This window comes from Veronia pacifica (genome assembly GCF_001707825.1).
Classification (GTDB): Bacteria; Pseudomonadota; Gammaproteobacteria; order Enterobacterales; family Vibrionaceae; genus Veronia; species Veronia pacifica.
In genome coordinates this window covers 43,323-66,149 of record NZ_LYBM01000017.1, presented here as the reverse complement: position 1 = coordinate 66,149, position 22,827 = coordinate 43,323, and the positions used below count along the sequence as shown (strand labels likewise).

General features: G+C 49.8%; 23 protein-coding genes. 10 read left to right on the top strand and 13 right to left on the bottom strand.

Annotated features, from left to right (window positions below; all coding sequences use genetic code 11):
* Positions 1-27: 27 nt before the first annotated feature.
* Positions 28-177, bottom strand: a complete 150-nt coding sequence (locus A8L45_RS24585; RefSeq protein ID WP_175401971.1) for a hypothetical protein — start codon at positions 175-177, stop codon at positions 28-30.
* Positions 178-561: 384 nt separating this feature from the next.
* On the opposite strand from A8L45_RS24585, the gene gmk reads away from it, so the two are divergent.
* From gmk to recG, 5 genes are all read left to right on the top strand, one after another.
* Positions 562-1,185, top strand: coding sequence for a guanylate kinase (gene gmk / locus A8L45_RS10840; protein ID WP_068902187.1), 624 nt, complete (start codon positions 562-564; stop codon positions 1,183-1,185).
* A 57-nt stretch (positions 1,186-1,242) separates the two neighbouring features.
* Positions 1,243-1,518, top strand: coding sequence for a DNA-directed RNA polymerase subunit omega (gene rpoZ, locus A8L45_RS10835; protein ID WP_068902106.1), 276 nt, complete (start codon positions 1,243-1,245; stop codon positions 1,516-1,518).
* 54 nt (positions 1,519-1,572) lie between these two features.
* Positions 1,573-3,678: a bifunctional GTP diphosphokinase/guanosine-3',5'-bis pyrophosphate 3'-pyrophosphohydrolase gene (gene spoT / locus A8L45_RS10830; RefSeq protein ID WP_068902104.1), complete on the top strand. Its 2,106-nt coding sequence runs from the start codon at positions 1,573-1,575 to the stop codon at positions 3,676-3,678.
* Between the two features lie 97 nt (positions 3,679-3,775).
* Entirely contained in the window at positions 3,776-4,468 is a 693-nt protein-coding gene (trmH, locus tag A8L45_RS10825) for a tRNA (guanosine(18)-2'-O)-methyltransferase TrmH (protein WP_068902102.1), read from the top strand.
* A 25-nt stretch (positions 4,469-4,493) separates the two neighbouring features.
* A complete protein-coding gene (gene recG / locus A8L45_RS10820; protein ID WP_068902100.1) occupies positions 4,494-6,575 on the top strand; it encodes an ATP-dependent DNA helicase RecG in 2,082 nt (693 codons plus the stop codon).
* A 32-nt stretch (positions 6,576-6,607) separates the two neighbouring features.
* Here the strand turns inward: recG and A8L45_RS10815 are convergent, their stop codons facing one another.
* From A8L45_RS10815 to ompR, 3 genes are all read right to left on the bottom strand, one after another.
* A complete protein-coding gene (locus tag A8L45_RS10815; protein WP_068902099.1) occupies positions 6,608-6,985 on the bottom strand; it encodes a GntR family transcriptional regulator in 378 nt (125 codons plus the stop codon).
* Positions 6,986-7,131: 146 nt separating this feature from the next.
* Positions 7,132-8,457: a two-component system sensor histidine kinase EnvZ gene (envZ, locus tag A8L45_RS10810; RefSeq protein ID WP_068902097.1), complete on the bottom strand. Its 1,326-nt coding sequence runs from the start codon at positions 8,455-8,457 to the stop codon at positions 7,132-7,134.
* Positions 8,457-9,173: an osmolarity response regulator transcription factor OmpR gene (ompR, locus tag A8L45_RS10805; protein WP_068902095.1), complete on the bottom strand. Its 717-nt coding sequence runs from the start codon at positions 9,171-9,173 to the stop codon at positions 8,457-8,459. The genes envZ and ompR overlap by 1 nt, the downstream gene beginning before the upstream one ends.
* A gap of 150 nt (positions 9,174-9,323) precedes the next feature.
* On the opposite strand from ompR, the gene A8L45_RS25505 reads away from it, so the two are divergent.
* The 3 genes from A8L45_RS25505 (at position 9,324) to A8L45_RS10795 (ending at position 12,392) form a co-directional block, all read left to right on the top strand.
* Positions 9,324-9,449 (top strand): hypothetical protein, encoded by a 126-nt coding sequence (locus tag A8L45_RS25505; RefSeq protein WP_281181511.1) that lies wholly within the window; start codon positions 9,324-9,326, stop codon positions 9,447-9,449.
* Between the two features lie 61 nt (positions 9,450-9,510).
* Positions 9,511-9,996 (top strand): transcription elongation factor GreB, encoded by a 486-nt coding sequence (gene greB, locus A8L45_RS10800; protein ID WP_068902094.1) that lies wholly within the window; start codon positions 9,511-9,513, stop codon positions 9,994-9,996.
* A gap of 44 nt (positions 9,997-10,040) precedes the next feature.
* Positions 10,041-12,392, top strand: coding sequence for a Tex family protein (locus A8L45_RS10795; protein WP_068902092.1), 2,352 nt, complete (start codon positions 10,041-10,043; stop codon positions 12,390-12,392).
* Between the two features lie 51 nt (positions 12,393-12,443).
* On the opposite strand, the gene A8L45_RS10790 is transcribed toward A8L45_RS10795, so the two are convergent.
* The 3 genes from A8L45_RS10790 to bioH form a co-directional block, all read right to left on the bottom strand.
* Entirely contained in the window at positions 12,444-12,908 is a 465-nt protein-coding gene (locus A8L45_RS10790; RefSeq protein ID WP_068902090.1) for a hypothetical protein, read from the bottom strand.
* 64 nt (positions 12,909-12,972) lie between these two features.
* Positions 12,973-13,302, bottom strand: coding sequence for a hypothetical protein (locus A8L45_RS10785; RefSeq protein WP_068902088.1), 330 nt, complete (start codon positions 13,300-13,302; stop codon positions 12,973-12,975).
* A 98-nt stretch (positions 13,303-13,400) separates the two neighbouring features.
* On the bottom strand, positions 13,401-14,183 hold the full coding sequence (gene bioH, locus A8L45_RS10780; protein WP_068902086.1) for a pimeloyl-ACP methyl ester esterase BioH: 783 nt from the start codon (positions 14,181-14,183) through the stop codon (positions 13,401-13,403).
* Positions 14,184-14,236: 53 nt separating this feature from the next.
* On the opposite strand from bioH, the gene A8L45_RS23810 reads away from it, so the two are divergent.
* Complete coding sequence (locus A8L45_RS23810) at positions 14,237-14,926, top strand: ComF family protein (protein WP_083228298.1); 690 nt, start codon at positions 14,237-14,239, stop codon at positions 14,924-14,926.
* A 106-nt stretch (positions 14,927-15,032) separates the two neighbouring features.
* A complete protein-coding gene (nfuA, locus tag A8L45_RS10775) occupies positions 15,033-15,617 on the top strand; it encodes a Fe-S biogenesis protein NfuA (RefSeq protein ID WP_068902084.1) in 585 nt (194 codons plus the stop codon).
* A 118-nt stretch (positions 15,618-15,735) separates the two neighbouring features.
* Here the strand turns inward: nfuA and A8L45_RS10770 are convergent, their stop codons facing one another.
* The 6 genes from A8L45_RS10770 to dinF form a co-directional block, all read right to left on the bottom strand.
* Positions 15,736-16,434, bottom strand: a complete 699-nt coding sequence (locus A8L45_RS10770; protein ID WP_068902185.1) for an ABC transporter ATP-binding protein — start codon at positions 16,432-16,434, stop codon at positions 15,736-15,738.
* A 31-nt stretch (positions 16,435-16,465) separates the two neighbouring features.
* Entirely contained in the window at positions 16,466-17,749 is a 1,284-nt protein-coding gene (locus A8L45_RS10765; RefSeq protein ID WP_068902082.1) for an ABC transporter permease, read from the bottom strand.
* Complete coding sequence (locus A8L45_RS10760) at positions 17,749-18,960, bottom strand: ABC transporter permease (protein ID WP_068902080.1); 1,212 nt, start codon at positions 18,958-18,960, stop codon at positions 17,749-17,751. Before A8L45_RS10760 ends, A8L45_RS10765 begins: the two co-directional genes overlap by 1 nt.
* Positions 18,960-20,222: a TolC family protein gene (locus A8L45_RS10755; protein ID WP_068902078.1), complete on the bottom strand. Its 1,263-nt coding sequence runs from the start codon at positions 20,220-20,222 to the stop codon at positions 18,960-18,962. The genes A8L45_RS10760 and A8L45_RS10755 overlap by 1 nt, the downstream gene beginning before the upstream one ends.
* Positions 20,215-21,336, bottom strand: coding sequence for an efflux RND transporter periplasmic adaptor subunit (locus A8L45_RS10750; protein WP_068902076.1), 1,122 nt, complete (start codon positions 21,334-21,336; stop codon positions 20,215-20,217). Before A8L45_RS10750 ends, A8L45_RS10755 begins: the two co-directional genes overlap by 8 nt.
* Positions 21,337-21,471: 135 nt before the next feature.
* Positions 21,472-22,809, bottom strand: coding sequence for an MATE family efflux transporter DinF (gene dinF / locus A8L45_RS10745; RefSeq protein WP_068902075.1), 1,338 nt, complete (start codon positions 22,807-22,809; stop codon positions 21,472-21,474).
* Between the last annotated feature and the right edge of the window lie 18 nt (positions 22,810-22,827).

Genomic DNA, 22,827 nt, shown 5'->3' with positions numbered 1-22,827 from the left:
CCACACCACATTGCCAGAGCACAAAGGTTAATCTGACTTCATTAACTGAATGTCGATGTTGATAATTTTCAGAATGCTAATACGCAACGAAAAACGAATTGAAGAGAGCGCACGCTCTGCGCATTTCAAGACCACGTCGCGATTTACCTTCTCATTTACCTCAATGGGTGAAGCCATAACATCTCCTCTGAGCCGTTTTAATGTGCTGCTATGGTGCAAAACAGTGTATTTGTTGCTGGTTACCACACTCTCACAAATCAGTGCTTTGAGATGTGGTGATATATATGCGTATAACACTATATCAATGGAACACACCTGACGACGTATACCGCGATAAATTGCGAGTTTTATCGTTATTCACATGAAATTGATAATTAACACTTTTTCTTATAGTTCGTCTGAAATCAGAGCAGAAAAATGAAATTAGCGTGACCGACGAACAGTAATCGGACAGGATCTCAGCATAGACAGCAAAAACCGTTATCCTGTATAAAGGAGAATTCAAATTTTTTGGTGTTCGTGCTACTCTGCGCGCCCTTTAACCTCACAGTGATTGAAACCATGAGCCAAGGTACGCTTTATATCGTTTCTGCACCAAGCGGTGCGGGTAAGTCGAGTCTTATTAATGCTCTGCTGAAAGATAACCCACGATATGACATGAAAGTGTCAGTCTCTCACACCACCCGCAGTATGCGTCCCGGGGAAGAAGACGGCGTCCATTATCACTTTGTTACTGTCGATGAGTTTAAAGCGCTGATTGAGCAGAACGCATTTCTTGAGCACGCAGAAGTATTCGGTAACTTTTACGGCACCTCTCGCCTGTGGATTGAAGAAATGCTGGCAAAAGGCATCGATATTTTTCTCGATATCGACTGGCAGGGTGCACAGCAAATCAGAAAAATGATGCCTGAGGCAAAAAGCATCTTTATTCTTCCGCCGAGTCGCGAAGAACTGGAACGCCGCCTCAACGCCCGAGGTCAGGATTCTGAAGAGGTGATCGCCAAACGAATGGACGAAGCACGCTCAGAGATCTCACATTACAATGAGTATGATTATTTGATTGTTAACGACGATTTTGACGTCGCGTTGATAGATCTTAAAGCTATAATCCGCGCAGAGCGGATGGGAGAAGAAAAGCAAGCTGCCAAATATCACGATATGCTTGATAGATTACTGGCACAATAACCCTTGCTTTTGTATAATTTTCGGTCATTTTGATTTATTTACTTACTGGAGTTCTTCATGGCACGCGTAACCGTTCAAGACGCCGTTGAAAAAATTGGCAACCGTTTCGATCTCGTACTGGTCGCCGCTCGACGCGCACGTCAAATGCAAACAGGTGGTAAAGACGCACTGGTTCAGGAAGAAAACGATAAGCCAACCGTTATCGCTCTTCGTGAAATCGAAGAAAGCCTGATCACCAAAGAAGTGCTAGACGCACGTGAGCGTCAGGAGCAGCAAGAGCAGGAAGCAGCAGAGATGGCTGCCGTTAGCACCATTTCCGGTCAACTTCGCTAAGTATTGAGCAACTGTTATCAGTTGCTCTGTCTGTAACTATAGGAAGCAGGCCATTTGTTTCTTTTTGATAGCCTGAAAGAAGTCGCAGCTCAGTACCTGCCGGATGATCAGCTCGAAGCGCTCCGGCAGGCTTATCTGGTCGCTCGCGATGCCCATGAAGGGCAAAGTCGCAACTCTGGCGAGCCTTACATCATCCACCCCATTGCGGTTGCCCGTATCCTCGGGGAAATGCGGCTCGATCACGAAACACTGATGGCAGCTCTGCTGCACGATGTGATTGAAGATACCGAGATCACCAAAGAAGATCTTCAACAACGTTTCGGTGATACCGTGGCCGATCTGGTCGATGGTGTATCCAAGCTGGACAAGCTTAAATTCCGCGATCGCGAAGAAGCCCAAGCGGAAAACTTCCGCAAGATGATCATGGCCATGGCCAAAGATATCCGGGTGATCCTGATCAAGCTGGCTGACCGCACACACAACATGCGGACGCTTGCCCCTTTAAGGCCGGAAAAAAAACGCCGGATTGCCAGAGAAACGCTGGAGATCTTCTCTCCGCTGGCTCACCGACTGGGTATCCACAACATCAAAACCGAGCTGGAAGAACTCGGCTTTGAAGCCGTTTATCCGCTCCGTCATCGCGTTCTGCGAGAAGTCTCCACGCATGCGCTGGGTAATCGCAAAGCGATGATTGACAAGATTCACAGTGAAATTGAGGGCCGCCTGAAAGAAGGTGGCGTCAATGCACGGGTGTTTGGTCGTCAGAAAAACCTCTTTTCTATCTACAACAAGATGAAGAGCAAGGAATACAGATTCCATACCATCATGGACCTGTGTGCGTTCCGAGTCGTTGTTGACGATTTGGATACCTGTTATCGGGTTCTCGGTCAGGTACATAACCTTTATAAACCTCGTCCGGGCAGAGTAAAAGATTACATTGCCGTTCCTAAAGCCAATGGTTATCAGTCACTGCATACCTCACTGATTGGTCCTCATGGTGTAGCCGTCGAAATTCAGATCCGTACTGAAGATATGGATCAGATGGCTGATAAAGGGGTCGCGGCTCACTGGGCATACAAAGATAAACCTGATAGCAATGTTGGCACCACAGCACAGATTCGCGCCCAGCAGTGGATGCAAAATTTGTTGGAGTTACAACAAAGCGCAGGGAGCTCTTTTGAGTTTATCGAAAACGTAAAATCTGACTTTTTCCCTGACGAACTATTTGTTTTCACCCCTAAAGGGCGAATTGTCGAATTGCCCGTTGGCGCAACTGCTGTCGATTTTGCCTACGCCGTTCATACCGATGTTGGTAATGCCTGTGTCGGAGCACGAGTGGATCGCCAGTCTTATCCGCTCAGCCAGCCACTGACTAATGGTCAGACCGTAGAGATCATTACCTCTCCCGGTGCGCGACCTAATGCCGCATGGCTCAACTACGTGGTGACCGCAAGGGCAAGAGCCAAGATCCGTCAGGTGCTGAAAACCATGCGCCGTGAAGAATCTATCTTGCTGGGACGTCGTCTGTTGAACCACGCGCTCGGTGAGCATGTTGGTATCGCTGACGTTGACGAAGGGAACCTGAAACATGTGCTCTCAGACCTCAAGTTAGAGAGCCTCGATGATATGCTGGCAGGTATCGGACTCGGTGAGTTGATGAGTGTTGTCGTGGCTAAACGACTACTCGGTGATGCTGATACCCTGTATGAGCATGACAGCCATATGCCAATTCGTGGTGCTGACGGTATTCTTCTGACCTATGCCAACTGTTGTCTTCCGATACCGGGAGATCCTGTGGTTGCTCACCTGAGCCCGGGCAAAGGGTTGGTTCTTCACCGGGAAGAGTGCTCAAACATCCGTGGCTACCGACAAGAGCCGGACAAGTATATGCCAGTTCAGTGGGGCGAGGACTTCAATCAGGAGTTCACCACAGCACTGCGTATCGATATGCAGAATCATCAGGGGGCACTGGCCGATCTGACCAATATCATCGCTTCCACCGGGTCAAATATCCAAAAACTGACCACGGAAGAGAAAGATGGCCGCCTGTATACGATTCATGTCAAACTGACGACACGCGACAGGATTCACCTGGCCAACATCATGCGCCGGATCCGAGTCATGAAAAACGTGGTCAAAGTCAGCAGACAAAAAAACTGATTCTGACAACAACGAAATCGCCCGCCATCCGCGGGCGTTTTTTTAACTGCGCCATAATCAAAGAACATTCAGAACACCAGAGCAAGAGAAACCCAGCATGACACCAGAACGTTTTGAACGGATCCATGAAGTGCTTGCCACACGCCAGCCCGATCTGACCGTTTGTATGGAAGAAGTCCATAAACCGAATAACATCTCAGCCATTATCCGTACCGCAGATGCCGTTGGTATTCACCAAATTCATGCTGTCTGGCCTGAGAACAGTAAAATGCGCATGCTGGGTGGAACATCAGCCGGAGCCCGCAACTGGGTCGATGTCGTCACTCATGACAATACACAGCAAGCGTTTGCTGCCATGAAAGACCAAGGGATGCAGATTCTGGTGACCAACCTGTCTGAAAGAGCCGTCGATTTTCGTGAAATTGACTACACCAAGCCAACGGCGGTGGTGTTGGGACAAGAAAAATATGGCATTAGTCAGCAAGCACTTGATATGGCAGATAAAGATATCATCATCCCCATGGTGGGTATGGTACAGTCACTCAATGTCTCTGTTGCCAGTGCACTGATCCTCTACGAAGCACAGCGTCAGCGCCAGAATGCAGGCATGTATGATCGCGCCAGAACACTGCTTGCTGATGAGGAAGTCAGTCGCATTCTTTTCGAACGGGGTCATCCAGTGCTGGCCAAAGTCGCCCGACGTAAAGGCCTTCCTTATCCTGAAATTGACCAGCAGGGACAGGTTATTGCAGACGAACAATGGTGGGCAGCCATGCAGGCTGCGCGCTAAATAACATAGGAGAAAATGAACAGCTATGCGTTCCTCAATGTTAGATGCCGTACCTCTGAGTTCCCTCAAAGGTGTCGGTGCAAAAATGGCCGAAAAAATAGAAAAAATTGGCCTGTTTACCGTTCAGGACCTGCTGTTCCACCTTCCCTACCGCTATGAGGACAGAACCCGAGTCTGGCCCATCGCCAGCCTGATGCCCGGTCAACACGGCACCATAGAGGGTGAAATCGTCAGCAACGACACAGTATTTGGTCGCCGAAAAATGCTGACGGTGAAAGTCACTGACGGTAATGGCTCACTGACTCTGCGTTTTTTCAACTTCAATGCTGCGATGAAAAACAGCCTCGAAAGCGGTAAACGGGTTAAGGCATTTGGCGAAATCAAACGCGGTAAAGCAGGACTGGAGATCATTCATCCCGAGTATTCGGTGTTTTCAGAGCAGACGGATATCAAAGTAGAAGAAACCCTGACGCCGGTCTACCACACCACCGAAGGCCTGAGACAAATCACACTGCGAAATCTGACTGATCAGGCACTGGCTCTTCTTGATGATGCTGCGGTGAAAGAGCTACTGCCACCGGGTTTGCTTGATACCCCGATGACGTTGAGCGATGCGTTAAAAACTCTACACCGCCCGACCCCGGACATTTCCATCGAGGCACTGGAAAACGGCGACCATCCTGCCCAGAGCCGACTGATCATGGAAGAACTGCTGGCTCACAATCTATCGATGCTGGCAGTTCGCACCAAACTGCAACAGGACCCGACGTATACCCTGCCACCTTCCGTCACCTTGAAGGAAAAACTGCTGGCAGCCTTGCCATTCACCCCAACAGGTGCCCAGCAACGAGTTGTCGCAGACATCGAAAGGGATATGTCACAGGACAAACCTATGATGCGTCTGGTACAGGGTGATGTTGGGTCGGGGAAAACCCTCGTCGCTGCCCTTGCTGCCTTGCAGGCTATTGAACAGGGCTATCAGGTTGCCATGATGGCCCCGACTGAGCTGCTGGCGGAGCAACACGCGGTTAACTTTGCTGGCTGGCTTGAACCTTTAGGGATCAAAGTGGGCTGGCTTGCCGGTAAACTGACAGGCAAGGCCCGCGAGAGAGAACTGGCAGATATTGCCAGTGGCGATGCCAAAATGGTCGTCGGCACCCACGCCCTGTTTCAGAAACAGGTCGAGTTCCACCAACTGGCACTGGTTATCATTGATGAACAGCACAGGTTCGGTGTCCACCAGCGCCTTGAACTGCGTGAAAAAGGGCTGAAAGCGGGCATTCACCCTCATCAACTGATCATGACAGCCACGCCAATACCGCGCACATTGGCAATGACAGCGTACGCTGACCTCGATACCTCTGTTATCGACGAGTTACCGCCGGGCAGAACCCCTATTCAGACCGTTGCCGTGCCAGATACCCGACGAGCAGATATTGTCAATCGTGTCCGGGCTGCCTGCCTTGAAGAAGGTCGTCAGGCATACTGGGTTTGTACCTTGATTGATGAATCAGAAGTACTGGAAGCGCAGGCAGCAGCAGATACCGCTGACGACTTATCGCGGGCGTTACCGGACCTGAATATTGGTCTGGTTCATGGCCGGATGAAAGCGGCTGAAAAACAGGATGTCATGAAGGCGTTCAAAGATGGTGACCTGCACCTTTTGGTCGCCACTACGGTGATAGAAGTCGGGGTAGACGTACCGAATTCAAGCCTGATGATCATCGAAAACCCGGAGCGACTGGGCCTTGCTCAGCTTCACCAGTTAAGAGGCAGGGTCGGCCGGGGTTCCGTTGCCAGTCATTGTGTGTTGCTCTATCACGCCCCGCTGTCCAAAACAGCGACTAAACGTCTTGGCGTGTTACGGGAAAGCAGTGATGGTTTTGTAATTGCACAACGGGATTTGGAGATACGTGGTCCCGGTGAATTGCTCGGTACCAAACAGACCGGGATGGTGGATTTTAAAATTGCCGATTTGGTTCGCGACCAGCGCCTGATACCGGATGTGCAGCGATTGGCTCACCAACTACATCATGACTATCCAGACAACGCTAAAGCTATTATTGCACGCTGGCTGGGTAATAAAGACAAATACACGAATGCCTGAGGTTACAACAAAAGAGGGGGGCCTTTGGTGGTTTAGTCCTCGTCGCCCCAGTTCTGCATCACCAGCATCATCAGTTCTGAGCGACTGTATCCCACTTCGCGAGCATCAAGGATCAGTGCGCGAAGCGGGTTTTCAATCAGGCTGAACCTGTCCTGCATCTTTTCCTTCAGTCCTGAAGCGGCCACGACCATACCGACTCCGCGCTGGCGCTCAAGCCAGCCTTCCTGCTCAAGTTGCTGGTAACAGCGGGAGATCGTCATTGGGTTTATCTTGAGCTCAGCCGCGAGTTTGCGCACCGAGATCAGCTTTTGCCCCGGACGCAGATGCCCCCCAACAATCAGTCGCCTAACCTGTTCAATCAGCTGGCGAAATTTAGGGGTCGGATCATTCTGGTCGAGCTCGATTTTCATGGTCAGCGATTCTCCGCTGTACTGTCGTATTATTACAGTAATAGCAGATGAATCACTTTTAAGACGAGTGTATTGTTAATATTTGAAATCGATCTGGTTAGAAACGAGACAGATACCAGCAACAAAAAAAGGCAGTGAAATATTCACTACACCTCCCTCACAGGTAACTTTATTTCGGCCCTGAGACCGCCGTCAGTACCCGGCAATAATTGCAGATCACCGCCGTGTTGAGTGACGATACGCTTCACAATCGCAAGTCCAAGCCCGGTTCCCTCACTACCGCGTGCTGTGTCACCGCGGGTAAACGGTTCAAGTAATATTGGAACCTGCTCCGGCGCAATACCCGGACCATTGTCTTCAACAGCCACGATAAATGCCCGATTATCTGCCGATAGCGCACTGGATATACAGATTTCGCCATCACCATAACGAATTGCATTCATTACCAGATTACTCACGGCCCGGCGCACTGACACTTCATTGGCGACCATATCAATCTGAATATCTTCCAGTTGGGTCTCTATGTGAGTGCCTGCACTTCGGTTAGCTTCCACCAAGCCAAGAATCATCTTATTGACTGAAAATGGCATCATATCCTGTTCCTGCATGGAACGGAGGTAATCCATGAACTGGTTAATGATCTCGTTACACTCTTCAGTATCCTTATTAATACTGTCAGCGAGATAGCTGTTGTCTGGCGACATCATTTCTGTGGCAAGTCTAATTCGGGTCAGTGGGGTGCGAATGTCATGGCTGACGCCTGCCATCAGTAAAGCTCTGTCTTCTTCGAGTTTGCGAATTCCTTCACTCATCCGATTAAACGAGCGGGTAACAGCACGAATATCTGACGAGCCTGTTTCCCTGATGGGTACCGGGTGCCCGCCCTTACCCACTTCAATAGCTGCTTTTTCAAGTGCCGCAAGTGGTCGGTTGTTGAGCTTGATAAATAGCCACCCACCGCCCATCACCGCCAGTGCAATCAACATGCTGAAGTAGAACAGAGGCAAAAAGTCTTCAACCTGCAGCTCAGTCAGCGGGATACGCATGTAATAGCCTTTGAAAGCGTCGCTTCTTAGCCACATGACATAGCTTTCACTGCCCAGACGGATCCTGACCTCTGTCCACACACCCAGTTGCTCTGTCATATTATCACTGAGTAAATCGATCGATGTGGCAGAAGCAAAATCACGCCGGACTCTGGCATCACTGCCGTCGTAAAGTGTTACGCCAAGCTTTTCCAGTAATCTGACTCTGAGTTTTTCATTGAGCTTGTAGACCTTGCCATCCACTTCTTCCTCGTCCTCATCGAGCATAAAGCGGATTTCATAAGCCAGAATTTTATTAAACTGCTGGATACTCGGCATCAGCGCGTAATTCATTACGGTGACATAAGAGAAGATTTGGCTGGCAATCAACAGGCCAGCCAGAACAACAAAAGTGCGGGTAAGATGGCTACGCGGTGCGAAGCGCATCATGCTTCGCCGTCAGGAATGAAGACATAACCCAGTCCCCATACCGTCTGAATGTAGCGCGGTTTACTCGGATCAATCTCAACCATCCGGCGCAGACGGGAAACCTGTACATCAATCGCGCGCTCCATCGCAGAGTACTCACGACCACGTGCCATATTCATCAACTTATCACGCGATAAAGGCTCACGGGCATGGGTCACCAGTGCTTTCAGCACAGCGAATTCGCCTGATGTCAAAGTCAGTAACTCATCGCCTTTGTACATTTCACGAGTGCCGAGGTTGAGCTTAAACTCGCCAAACGTCACCACGGTATCCTCTGCACTCGGCGCACCGGGCAGCTCTTTAGTTTGACGTCGAAGTACCGCCCGCAGACGAGCAAGCAGCTCACGCGGGTTAAATGGCTTGGGCAGATAATCATCAGCACCCATTTCAAGGCCAATAATTCGGTCAATCTCATCGCCTTTCGCCGTAAGCATTAGGATTGGCATTGTGTTATTCGCCTGACGGAGACGACGGCAAATAGACAGGCCATCCTCGCCCGGTAGCATGAGATCTAACACCATAAGGTGAAACCCTTCGCGAGCCAGCATTCTGTCCATCTGTTCAGCATTGGCAACACTTCTGACCTGAAAGCCCTGCTCAGATAAATACCTATCCAGCAGTGCGCGCAAACGCATGTCGTCATCGACCACCAAGATCTTATATGTCTCTTGCATCACTCACCTACTTAAACTGACAAATGAAAAACTCCACTACCCGAGCAGTGTACACCTTCTCTCTACTAGGCAATAGAAACACTCGATACAGCCAGCAGAATTTGTGTTACCAATTATTACCTGCCACATAGGTATTGTGACTGGCACCTCATGATGTCAAATGTGAGCCATGTTGCCATTCCTTCATGGATTTGTGTGGTTGGCAGAACGCTAGACTTCTCTATGGTGAATAAAGGCGTTATAAAGACATCCGGACAACGGCTGCCAGCCCAGTGAACACTGTCAAGAACTGAGGGCAGACAGGCAACAGGAAAACGGCCAGCCACAAAGGAATACAATGAAAAAAACCGATCTGGTGACCCGTGAGGGTTACAACAAACTCAAGCAGGAGCTCGACTTTCTTTGGAAAGAGAGACGCCCTGAGATCACCAAGATTGTCTCCTGGGCAGCCAGCCTGGGCGACCGCTCGGAGAACGCAGACTATAAGTACAACAAACAATTACTGCGTGAGATAGATCGCCGGGTGCGGTACCTGAGAAAGCGACTTGAAATCCTGAGGGTGATTGATTACCACCCCCAGCAGGACGGAAAAGTCTTTTTTGGTGCCTGGGTCGAGGTAGAAAACGAGCAGGGTGAGACCAAATCTTTCCGTATCGTTGGGCCGGATGAAATCTATGGCGAAAAGCAGTATATCTCTATCGACAGCCCCATGGCCCGCGCGCTGATTAAAAAGGAAGTGGATGAGGAAGCCGTCGTCCAGACGCCTGAGGGCCCCAAAACCTGGTATGTAAACGCTATCCGCTACCAGCAAGATACCGAATAACTCTCTTCCGGCGCTTGCCGGAATGATTCTTCGCAAGGACTATCATGACGCAATTGATTAACCGACAAATCGCCAGTGAACTTAACGTCAGTGAGAAACAAATCACTGCTGCTGTGACACTGCTGGATGACGGTAATACCGTTCCCTTTATTGCCCGCTACCGAAAAGAGGTGACTCAGGGACTCGACGATACTCAGCTTCGTAATCTCGAATCCCGGCTTGGTTACCTGAGAGAGCTTGAAGATCGCCGTCAGGTCATTCTCAACGCTATTGATGAGCAGGGAAAACTGGACGATTCACTGAAAAAATCTATTTTAACGGCCGACAGCAAGACCAGTCTTGAAGACCTGTATTTACCCTACAAACCCAAGCGCCGGACAAAGGGACAAATCGCTATTGAGGCGGGTTTAGAGCCATTAGCCGATAGATTATGGAATGAGCCGGACAAGGATCCGGATACTGAGGCGTCTGGCTTCGTCCACGGGGAAAAAGGCGTTGCCGATAGCAAAGCAGCACTTGATGGAGCGCGTGCTATTTTGATGGAGCGTTTTGCAGAAGATGCCACCCTTTTAGCGAAAATACGCCGCCATTTGCAGCAAAATGCCGAATTTTCTTCTCGTGTGGTGGAAGGCAAAGAACAGGAGGGTGCTAAGTTCAAAGATTACTTTGAACACGATGAAGCACTGACCCGGGTGCCCTCGCACCGTGCACTGGCAATGTTCCGTGGCCGAAACGAAGGGATACTGCAACTGAACCTCAATGCTGATCCCGGTCAGGACACCAAATCAACAGGCTCATACTGTGAAACCATTATTGCAGACCACTATGACATCAACCTCGGAAGCAAGCCCGCCGATCGCTGGCGCAAACAGGTGATCAGTTTTGCATGGCGGATAAAGATCTCCATGCACATGGAAACCGAGATGATGGGCGGCCTGCGCGACATGGCAGAAACTGGCGCGATTCAGGTGTTTGCCGATAACCTGAAAGATCTGCTGATGGCCGCGCCAGCAGGTCCTCGCTGTACGCTGGGCATTGATCCCGGCCTTCGTACTGGTTGTAAAGTGGCCGTTATCGACAGCACGGGCAAACTGCTGGATACCGCGACAATTTACCCGACACCGCCACAAAACCGAATTGCAGAGTCTGCGAAAGTCGTGATGGCGCTGATCAAAAAACATCAGGTCGACCTGATTGCCATCGGTAACGGTACTGCGTCCCGTGAAACTGATGCCTTTGTAAACGGCATGCTCAAAGACGCCGGACTAAAGATTCAAAGCGTGATGGTCAGTGAAGCAGGCGCTTCAGTATATTCTGCCAGTGAACTGGCAGCTGCTGAATTTCCGGGTCTGGATGTTTCACTGCGCGGCGCGGTGTCGATTGCACGCCGGCTGCAAGATCCGTTGGCAGAACTGGTGAAAATTGACCCTAAATCTATTGGTGTGGGTCAGTATCAGCATGATGTCAGCCAAAGCCAGCTTGCCAAACGTCTGGATGCCGTGGTCGAAGACTGTGTTAACGCAGTAGGTGTGGACGTCAACAGCGCTTCTCCAGCCCTGTTAAACCGGGTTGCCGGTCTGAGTACCACCATTGCGCAGAATATCGTTGCTTTCCGCGACGAAAATGGCCGTTTTGATGACAGAAAAACGCTGCTCAAAGTGCCTCGCCTCGGCCCAAAAGCATATGAGCAATGTGCGGGATTCCTGAGAGTCATGAAAGGAAAGAACCCTCTGGACAGCTCAGCAGTTCACCCAGAGGCTTATCCTGTGGTGAAACGTATCGCCAAACAAACCGGAAAGGCCGTCGATGCCATGATAGGCAATCATGACTTTCTGCGCAGCGTCAAAGCATCCGACTATGTCGATGACACTTTTGGTCTGCCTACCGTAAACGACATCTTATCTGAGCTGACGAAACCCGGACGCGACCCAAGACCGGAGTTCAAAACGGCTACTTTTGCCGAGGGTGTCAATGAGGTGAAAGACTTGATACCGGGTATGGTTCTGGAAGGCGTGATCACCAATGTCACTAATTTTGGTGCCTTTGTTGATGTTGGTGTTCATCAGGACGGTCTGGTCCACATCTCTGCGCTGTCAGATAAATTTGTGTCTGACCCACGTGAAGTGGTTAAAGCGGGCGATGTGGTAAAAGTGAAAGTGATGGAGGTCGACCTCGGCCGTAAGCGAATCGCTTTGTCAATGCGCCTGAACGACCAACCAGGAGAGACCAATAAGCCATCTCGTCGCGATGAGGCAGGTAAACGCCCTCAACAACACTCGTCTGGTCACAAATCAGATGGTCGTGGTGAACGTCGCAACAAGGGCAATAACTCCAGCACCGGAAGTGCAATGGGCGGGGCTTTTGCCGACGCCTTTGCGAAGGCAAAACGAAAATAATCGCTGTTACCAGCCGATATCAATTAAAAACAGCGCCAAATGGCGCTGTTTTTATATCACAATCAGGATCTCGGACGGTCGGTTGGGTACTGCTGTCTGTTGATAGCGAACTGCAACTACGGCACGGGTGCGCTCAAATTTTTCCATTTCCTTGAGCTGCTCGGTCAATGGCTCTGGCAAGCTAAACCGCATGGTGTAACCGTGACTAGACGTGAAAGCATCGCCAGACACTAAATTGCCGCTCAGCAAATATTCAGCAAAAGGGAATGCATGGCTGTAAGGGTTTTCATTCTCGGTATCCGGCAGGCCGTAGTCCTGATGTTCAGCAGGATCCCAAGCGGGTTTTTTACGCTGCTTCTCTGCCAAATTGGCTGGCTTTTCAGCCATAGATTCGGTGAGCTGGCGGGTTGGAATGATTTTTTCACGCAGCAAGTTGTCCCGCGCCACCTGTTCTGTAGGCGGGTTAACTGACGGGACGACAGCGGGAATGCTGACGTTTGCCGGTGAAATGTTCATGCCAATGCTGTCTCCTCAACATTGGCCAAAGGCGTAGCGCCGTCTCAGTAGTGGTTGTCTCTCTCTAAATGAGAATCGACAACACCGCTCCTATTGTTCCCAGCGCGGACAATGCCTGCCCTGCAGAATATGCCGAGTCATCATTGCTTTTCACTTCATCAGGATGGTCCATCCCTAGTGCGCCATAAGCAAATGACTCAACAGAACCAGCATCTTTATCCTTGCCCTTGGCATCTGCTGTCGCTTTCGCTCCATTGCCTTGCTCTACGCCAGCGACTTTTTGCTCTGGCGTTAACGGGGGCTTCTCTGATTGCTGAGCCTTATTGTGTTCACAACAAGTATGTTTCACTGGTTGTTGATAAACCGGAGAATATCCACCGTTGCTAATATTCATTATGGTCGCTCCTTTTCCCTTAGCAAGTAACCTGCTAGTTTTATCGGCGCATGTGGGGCAAAATTTAGCCACCCTGTCTGACAGATTTCACATTTCTGTTAGTTACTGGGCAAAAATTGTCCGCCAAATGCTCTCAGCGACTCGGCAAAGGCTTCCGGCTCCGAAATGAACGGAGCATGCGAGGCAGCAGCAAAAACGACTTTTTCCGATTCAGGGGCAAGCAGATCAACACTGTCTGCGACCCTGACAGGAACTAACCCGTCAAGCCGGCCATAGATTCGAAGCATAGGCTGGGTTAACGACGACAGCTGCTCCCTCAAATCTACCTCAGCCAGTGCGGTCAACCCTTCCTCAAGGGCCGCTTTATCCGGTGAAGGACGCGATAAAACGGCATCTTTTAGCCACCGGGTATCCTGTCTGGCTGTTGGGCTTCCCATTGCCTGCAATGCCATGAAGCGTTCAATAGTGGCATTGAAGTCTGTATCCAGTTGCGTTGCAAATGCGTCCAGTACTTCTGGATTAATGCCACGCCAACCTTTGGTCGCTGCAAATCGTGGGCTACTGGCGACAGTCACCAAACCACTTACTTTTTCCGGCGCCATCAATGCAGCTTTTGTTGCAACGAGTCCGCCAAGCGACCAACCAAGCCAAATTGCCTTGTCTGGAGAATGTTTAAGCAAAAGGTGCGCCATTTCTTCAATGGTATGAGCCGACAACGCATGACTGTGGCCGTATCCTGGCAAATCCAGCGTATGTACTCGAAAGCGGTCAGTCAGGAGCGGGATCACTTGTTGCCATACCGCGGCATTCATACCCCAACCATGAATGAGAATCAGATCTAAGCCTTCTCCCTGTGTCTGCCAATGGAGCTTGTTGTTCATTGCCACTTCCTGTTTATTAATTATCAACTCATGCCTGAATACTTATCAGACTTATGATCACTGCTATCCTACGCAACTTGCCATCACGTTGTCAGCTCTGCCACCAGCGGCTGAATGACGTTTTGGGACCATGGTGTGAAGTTTGCCGTAACAGCTTTCCGGACAGCGCAAGATGCAAACAGTGTGGATTAAAACTGGTCACTGATTTGAGCCAATGTGGAGAATGTCTTAACCGCCCCCCGGACTGGGACCAGTTGTATTGCGCGGCCGATTATGATTTTCCCATTGATGATCTGCTTCATAAGTTCAAGTATCGCGGGCAATTTTGGCTTGCCAATCCCTTATCTACCCTACTTGCTGACAAGGTCGCCTCACCTGCCCCACTGTTACTCCCGGTTCCAATGCACTGGCTGCGTAGGTGTCGCAGAGGATATAACCAAAGTGCAGTGTTAACGCATTATCTGGCGATAAAACTGGATACAAACTGGCGACACGATGTGCTTAAAAGAGTAAGAGCGACACCTGCTCAACGTGGATTGAAGCGGTCTCAGCGCCTGTCAAATCTATCGTCAGCGTTCGCCGTTAATACTAATATTGCGTTACCCTCGCACGTAGCATTAGTGGATGATGTGGTGACAACAGGCAGTACGGTGAATACGCTAAGCAGGCTGTTGAAGCAATATGGGGTTAAGCGCGTTGATGTCTATTGCTTGTGCAGAACCGCAAAAAACCGGGATTTATAAACCGAGTTCAGCGACAAGGTTAAAACCTTTCAGCTTATGGGGTGATACCAGACGAAAACAGGAGTAAACTGGTCGAAGGATAGGCAAAAAAATCAGGTAAATTGCAGTGTCGAATATTACTATATCAGAGAATGCGCAGAGCCATTTCGTAAAGTTGCTTGAGCAGCAACCGGACGGCACCAACATCCGTGTATTCGTTGTTAACCCGGGTACACAAAACGCGGAATGTGGCGTGTCATACTGCCCTCAAGACGCTATTGAGGCCAGCGATACCAAACTCGAGTTCACTGGCTTTCTTGCCTACGTTGATGAGCTGAGCCTGCCGTTTCTGGAAGACGCTGAGATTGACTTTGTCACTGACAAAATGGGCTCTCAGCTGACCCTGAAGGCACCCAACGCTAAAATGCGCAAGGTCTCAGGTGATGCTCCGCTGATGGAGCGCGTTGAATATATGATTCAAACGCAAATCAACCCTCAGTTGGCAGGTCATGGCGGTCATATCAGCCTGGTCGAGATCACGGATGAGGGTGCAGCGGTTATCCAGTTTGGTGGTGGCTGTAACGGTTGTTCTATGGTTGATGTGACGCTGAAGGACGGCATCGAAAAACAGCTGCTGGCAGAATTCAGTGATGAGCTGACGGCAGTACGTGACGTGACAGAACACGCACACGGCGATCACTCTTACTACTGATCCCATCGCGCTGAATTGCGCTCAAAAATCGCATAGCGTCCAATATTGTCAGGGCAATGTCTTTGACAAAGAAAATAAAAAGCCCCTTTAGGGGCTTTTTTGTGCCTGAACACCGCCATTACGACTGTGGTCTGCGGTCAGCGATAATTTTTCCGTCTTTAATGGTTATCACCCGCCGAGTCCGTTCGGCCAGCGCGTTATCATGGGTCACCATGATCAGAGTCTTGCCTTCCTGATGCAGATCGTTAAACAAGGCTTCAATTTCTGCGCCAGATTTGGAATCCAATGCGCCCGTCGGCTCATCAGCAAAAATGATCTGCGGCCTGTTGACCAACGCACGAGCAATGGCAACACGTTGCTTCTGGCCGCCAGACAGTTGGTTTGGCTTGTGATGAATCCGCTCACCAAGCCCAACTTTTGTCAGCATCTCCGCCGCCCTTGTCCGACGCTCGCGGGCACTGACACCACTGTAAACCAAAGGAAGAGCAACATTGTCCAGTGCAGATGCGTATTCCAGCAGGTTGAAACTTTGAAAAACGAAACCTATTTTCCTGCTTCGTAATCCGGCCAACTGATCCGGCGACAAGCTCGCCACGTCTTCACCATCCAACCAATAATCTCCACCCGTGGGTTTATCGAGGCAACCCAGTACATTCATCAGGGTCGACTTCCCCGAGCCTGAGGGGCCGAGGATCGCAAGATACTCACCTTTGTTGATCGTTAAGTCCACCCCATCAAGCGCACGTACTTCTGTTTCTCCGCCCGCATAGAATTTCTGGATATCAGTTAACTTCACTAAGGGATTATCCAGCGACATATTGGCCTCTTGTTTGATTGTTTTGGAAGACTCACTCACTTTGCAATGCCTCGAGTGGAGTCACACTGGCAGCCCGGTTTGCGGGGAACCATGCGGCGGCAACACCAATTAGGGCCAGAGTGATGATAACGATAAATACCACTAAAAAAGACAATTCGGGCACAGGTTGACCCAGCGCGTCGAACATCGGGTTGCCACTCAGATCGATGGCGGAAATACCAGTCACCAGCGCATAGGACACCAAGATTCCTACGCCACCTCCCAGCGACATGGTCATCAATGACTGAACCAAGTAATGCGCTCTGATTGCACCCGGTGTTGCGCCAACGGCCATCCTTACCCCAATATCCCGGGTAGAGCGCTTGACCGTCGCATACATGACGTTGGCAATGCCAACACCAGCCACGGCGAGGGTGACGAAACCAATAATACCGAGAAATGACTGAAGCCCGACCAGAAAGGACTGCATCTCTTTTTGCTCACTAAGCCTGTCTGTCACGTCGATTGCTGAGAGATCGTCAATGCTGGCACCATGTTTTCTGGCCAAGGTTGTCCGAATAGTGGCGGTAAGCTGAGTTCGTGAAATGCCCTTTTGAGGCAGGACATTAATGGTATCAATACTGACATTGGGATAATAACGCTGCCAAGTCCCGTAGGGTACGAAGCTGGCATAGTTCACTGCGCCACTTTCAATGTCGGCACTGGTCTTTTTCATCACCCCGATGACAGTAAACACCTCTTCACCCAATTTCACCGTTTTACCGACTGGGTTAGAACGAAGTGTCGCCTCGCCAAAAATATCATCGCTGTCGCTTTGCGCATCAAACAACTCGGCCGCAGTGGAATAACCCAACACAATGACCTTTCTGGCATCTTTCCTGTCGTAAGGGTTAAACCAGCGACCACCGGGCATTAATTGCAAATGTGTCATATCAAGATAAGACTGAGTCACTGCCAATGGCTTCTTCCAGGAAACATTGTCTCCTACTGTGGGCCTTTCGGGCCAGCTCGCCGAGGGTATTGCCATGTCCACCCCCGGTAACGCCGTCATTAGAGGAAGATCATCAGCTTTTAAGCGTAGCGCTTTGCCAGCATGGAAAGCCCCGAACGTTTTCGATGCCACACCACCGTTTACTAAAATTAAATTGCCGCTGCCACTTTGAGTCATTTTGATCACGCCATGACGAAGCCCCTCGCCGACCGATAACATGACGGCAATGCACATTGTCGCCCAGGCAACAGCCAGAACCGTAAGACTGAGCCGAAGCTTTTCAGCGACCATTTCCTGAAAAATTTGTCTGATTGGCAACATAATTACCCCCGGGTAGTCAGCGCGATCACTGGCGTAAGACGTGCTGCGCGCCTTGCCGGAAAATAGGAGGCCAACAACGCAAGTACCGAAGTTGCTATTAGCGCGATCAGTATGGCGTTAACAGTGATAACTGGTTGCCCCATCCACTCTGGCAATGAACTGAGCGTCATGATGCGAACCACAACGGCTGCAACGGATAAGCCTGCAAACATCCCTAGGATAACAAGCGCCGTTCCCTCAATAATAAATTGCGTCATGATAGTATGCTGTCTGGCACCAACGGCGAGTCTGACACCGATTTCGCGCGTTCTCTCTGTCACCGAAAGGAACATGATATTGGCAACCCCGAGCGCACCCACCGCCAGTGTCATCACACCGCTGGTTGCCAGAAAAATCTCAATCCCACGAAGAATAGAATTGATCATTGTTGCTGCACCACTTAAGTCCGGCAGCGTGAGTGCGCTGCGATCGCTCGGGTCAAAGTGCAACTCGCGGGCAAAAAATTGCTGAAGCATGTTACGTAACTGCGAACCATTCACTCCTTCCGCTGGTTTAACAAGCAGCCAGTCAGGCTTAGATATCCAAAAATCTTTGAATAGGGTCTGAGGTATCATGACTCGCTGCTCATCACCGAAAGATAATCCCTTTGAACCTTCTGACATCAGACCCACCACAGTCAACGGATAACCGTTCACCCTGATAGTATCACCGAGCGATATCCCTCCTGCTTTCGCAGCATTTTTCCCCACCACAGCGACCGGATTGTGATTTTTCATGTCCGAGGGGGAAATGCCTCTTGAACCTTTTTGCAGCGTTAACAAAATCAGGTCTGCATAATCAGCATCAATACCGGCAACCTCAGATGCGAACGTCACGCCGGCACTGTTTGTCACTTGAGCACCCTTTCCATACACAGCCGAAACAGCTGACGTGAAGCCTGATTCCTTTAACTTCGGCAGAAGGCCATTAGGTATTGTTAACTTCCGACCTTGCGGTATGCCCTGCCATGATTTACTCGTCTGAGAGGGTATAGTTATCTGGATGTCATTAGATAAAGCGGCTAACGAGGCACTTGATTGACGGTAGAAGCCCTCTCCAATCGCCATCAATATGATCACAGACAGCATCCCCCACGCGATGGCAATTACTGCCAACGCGCTTTTCACCTTATGTGCGGTTACCGTCTGCCAGGTTTGCTGCAAAATGGCGATCATCAGTCAAACGCCTTTGCTATCAGGGCAACGGCGTCTTCATTCAGTCCGCCCGATGTGTAGAGTAATTCAACCCGGTTTTGCCAGACACTGTACCTTTGTTTTTCAAGATCCGTTCTAGTGGAGAAAAGTTTATCTTGCTCCTCAATCAGGTCAGAAAGGGTCAACAGGCCTGAGTCATAGAGGCGCTTTTTACTCTCCAGCAGAGTCATTTGCTGATTGACCCGCAGCTCTTCAATTGCCAGTTTTTCTTCACTGTTTTTCAGCTGGGAAAATTGCTGTCTAATCGACGAGGTTAATCTTTGTTCCTCTTTTCTTACCTGCTGTTTAGCATCCAACTCATCTAACGAGGCTGCTTCAACACCACTTTTGATTTGCCCGTTAAGATCAAAGGGGAGATTGAGGCTCAGTGATGCCGTTGCTTCACCGTCCCTGTTAACATCAGAAATAGCATAACCTATACTGGCGGTTACTTTAGGTTGGTAACCTTCCTTCGCTCGCTGTCTGTCGAGTGCTTTTGCTGCGACCTGTTGTCTGGCGAGCTTGAGTGCGTATCCGCTCTCAGTAGCCATACCCAGCCAATCATCTAGGTTGTGACCAAGGGCAGCGGGAACATCGACCGCTTTGGGATTGAGTTCATCAATGTCTTTTGGCATCACCTGCGTTAATGCCGCAAGTACAATTTTTTTTTGCTCAAGATTACTGCTGGCATCAAGCACCCTCGAACTATCATTCAACGTATTGAGCCTTGCATCGTCCACATCGACGGATTTATTTCTTCCAGCCTGATAAGCGCGGCTGACTATTTGTTCGAGAGACTGAGCATCTTCAAATTCCACCGTTGCCAATCTGTGTTCTGATTGCGCGAGTGCGAGTTCGAAATAAGCATTCAGTAGTCGTTTACCGAGTAAAGATAATGCATTGTCTCTGTTAATCTTTGCCCGCTCGCTGTCTGCTTTAGCCTGCTCGACCCCGGTATACAACTGGCTGTCCCAGAGAGACTGACTAAGCGATACGTTGGCATACTGAGAATTTTGATTCTCGCTCCAGTCCCCTCTCACGTTTAGATCTGCTGAAGGCATCAACTGTTGTTTACTGGCCTTTACCGATAGTTCTCCTTTCTGCGCCACAATTCCCGCACTGGCTAATTCTGGATCATTTTTCTTTGCCTCTTTCCATGCCTGCTCAATCGAGTATGCGTCAGCATTAAAAGACAGGCTGAGAAGGAAAAAGCCACACACAGTAGCGAGATTCGTGTTACTCATGGTCAACTCCCGCCTGGCTGGCGTCAATAACAGTATCACCTTGTCCAACCCCCTCCAGCACCTGCGCGTTGATGCCATCAGACAGCCCAAGTTTTACTGTCTTGAGATGAAAACCCTTTTCGGAGTCGTCAGGCACCATGACGTTGGCAGTATCGCCATCAAATTTGAGTACCCGCTCTGGTAGGGTCAGTACATCAGCAACTTTCTTCAGCGTGATATGCGCAGTGGCAGAGAAGCCTGAACGGACCGTCACCTCAGGAGGAATAACCAACTGGCCAACCTCAACCTGAAACCCGTTATCGAAGGCATCGGAAGCGACGGCATTAAGCTTTTCAGATTGAATGGCAACCTCTTCCAATACCCCTTTAATAACGACATCCGGGTACGGGGCCAGAGTCACTGATACTGGCATACCCACCGTCAGCTTGGCCGCATCGTGTTCACTGACACTGCCTTTGAATGCAATGTTACTCATGTTGGCCAGCGACATCATTTTAGTCGCGGCCTGATTTGAACTTGTTGAAATGATAGGGTCACCCACATCCACCTGACGGTTGAGAACTGTGCCATCAATAGGGGCGGTGATTGTTGATGTCAGCTTGTTACTGCCAATGGATGCCTCACCACTTTTAATCAGCTCAAGTGTCTGACGGCGCTGCTCAACAACCGCTTTAGCAGATTTCACTGCAGCCTTGGCGCTGACATATTCACCATAGTTTTCAGGAATGATTTTTTGCTTGATTAGGCTTTTGTAGTTGTTCAGCTTTTGCTGTGCGGATTCAAGCTCAGCTTCACTTCTAAGTACTTCAGAAGAGGCACTGGTCAGATCCTGTGGCGTAGGGTTAGGTCTGACTTTGACTAAAGGTTGGCCTTTTTTTATCTTCTCGCCTACTTTGGCATATATTTCACCGACGATCCCATCAATCTGAGACTTTATCTCTATCGCATGCACCGGGACAATTTTGCCCACTGCCAGCGCCTGATTTTCAATCGTACCTGTGTTGACCTTAATAGTAGGGAGTGGCGGAGGCGCAGGTTTCATTCCTAAAAATGTATAACCGCCTGCTGCCACAACGATCACCAAAACGGAAGAAATGAACCAACGCTTATTCATGAGGAATGCCTTTGCTTGCTGTACTAACTGACTAATACCCCATTGGACATGCGATCAAAGTCAAAAGTTCACAATGCAAAAGATTATTATGTGCACAAAAGTGAAGGTTCCACAGCTAAATCTAGGGTGTTTACCTCAGGAGGGTAAAAAGTCACCTTTTCGCCATTGATACAGCATGACTGTCGCAAGCAAACCACCACGCAATGTCATGAATGCCAGCATCGCAGCCCAGAGAGCATGGTTGCCGACACCACTCAACATCCACCAGATAAAGAAGAAGCCAGTCATTGCCACTATCATGGTGTTCCGCATATCACGGCCTCGGGTGGCACCAATAAAAATACCATCAAGCAGAAAACACCACATAGAAAATAAAGGCATCACAACGAGCCAAGGCAGAAAAATGGCAGCTTCGTGGCGTACTGCTTCGATATCCGAAATCATGCCAACAATCGAGGTGCCAAAAGCGCCAAATACTATTGTCAGCAGGACAGCACTGATACCTCCCCAGAATGTCGTCACCGATAAAGTGGCGCGTAACTGGTCTCTGTTTTTAGCGCCAATCGCTTTGCCCACCATAGACTCCATTGCGTAGGCAAAGCCATCCATCGCATACGAAATCAGCATTAAAAAGCTCATTAACACCGCATTGGCAGCGATAGTCTTATCCCCAAGGGTTGCGCCCTGAAATGTCATAAAGCTGAACGTCAGCTGTAAACAGAGACTGCGTAAAAAGATATCCCGGTTAAGTCGTACGAATTTTCCAATACCGGGTCTCAGGGCTGAAAACTTACGCGCGATAGCGGGTAGATGAAGTTGCCCTGAACGACGAGCGACAAACCAGAGTCCTAGTATCATGCCGACATAATCGGCAACAACACTTGCTGCCGCCGCCCCCTGCACCTTCCAGCCAAATCCAACTACGAAAAGTAAATCGAGTCCGATATTGAACAGGTTAACAACAATCGACAGCACCATAGGATGGCGGGCATTTTGTGTGCCAAGCAACCAACCCATTATCACCATATTGGTCAGTGCAGCCGGGGCACTCCAGATCCTGATTGAAAAGTACTCGCTGGCGTAATGTTTAACTTCGTTGCTGGCTTCGCTCAGACCAAGAACCACATGTTCAATCAATGGATGCAGTAACAAAAGACAGGCAGCAGCCAATAGCGACATACTGATGCCCTGACCCAACACACGCTTTATAGCGAGTTTGTCCTCTGCACCATATGACTGGGCCGTCAATCCGGTCGTGGACATACGAAGAAAGCCGAGCAGGAAAAAGAGCACGTTGATCATGGTACTGCCCATCGCAACCCCGCCTAAATACCATGCGTGCTCGAGGTGTCCTATAACTGCCGTATCAACAAGACCGAGCAGAGGCACTGTGATGTTTGATAGCACCATAGGAAAAGCAAGAGCAAACACATTCCGGTGAACCCGGGTATCTTTTAGAGCGGAGAGTGACATGGCAATTCAAAACATGAA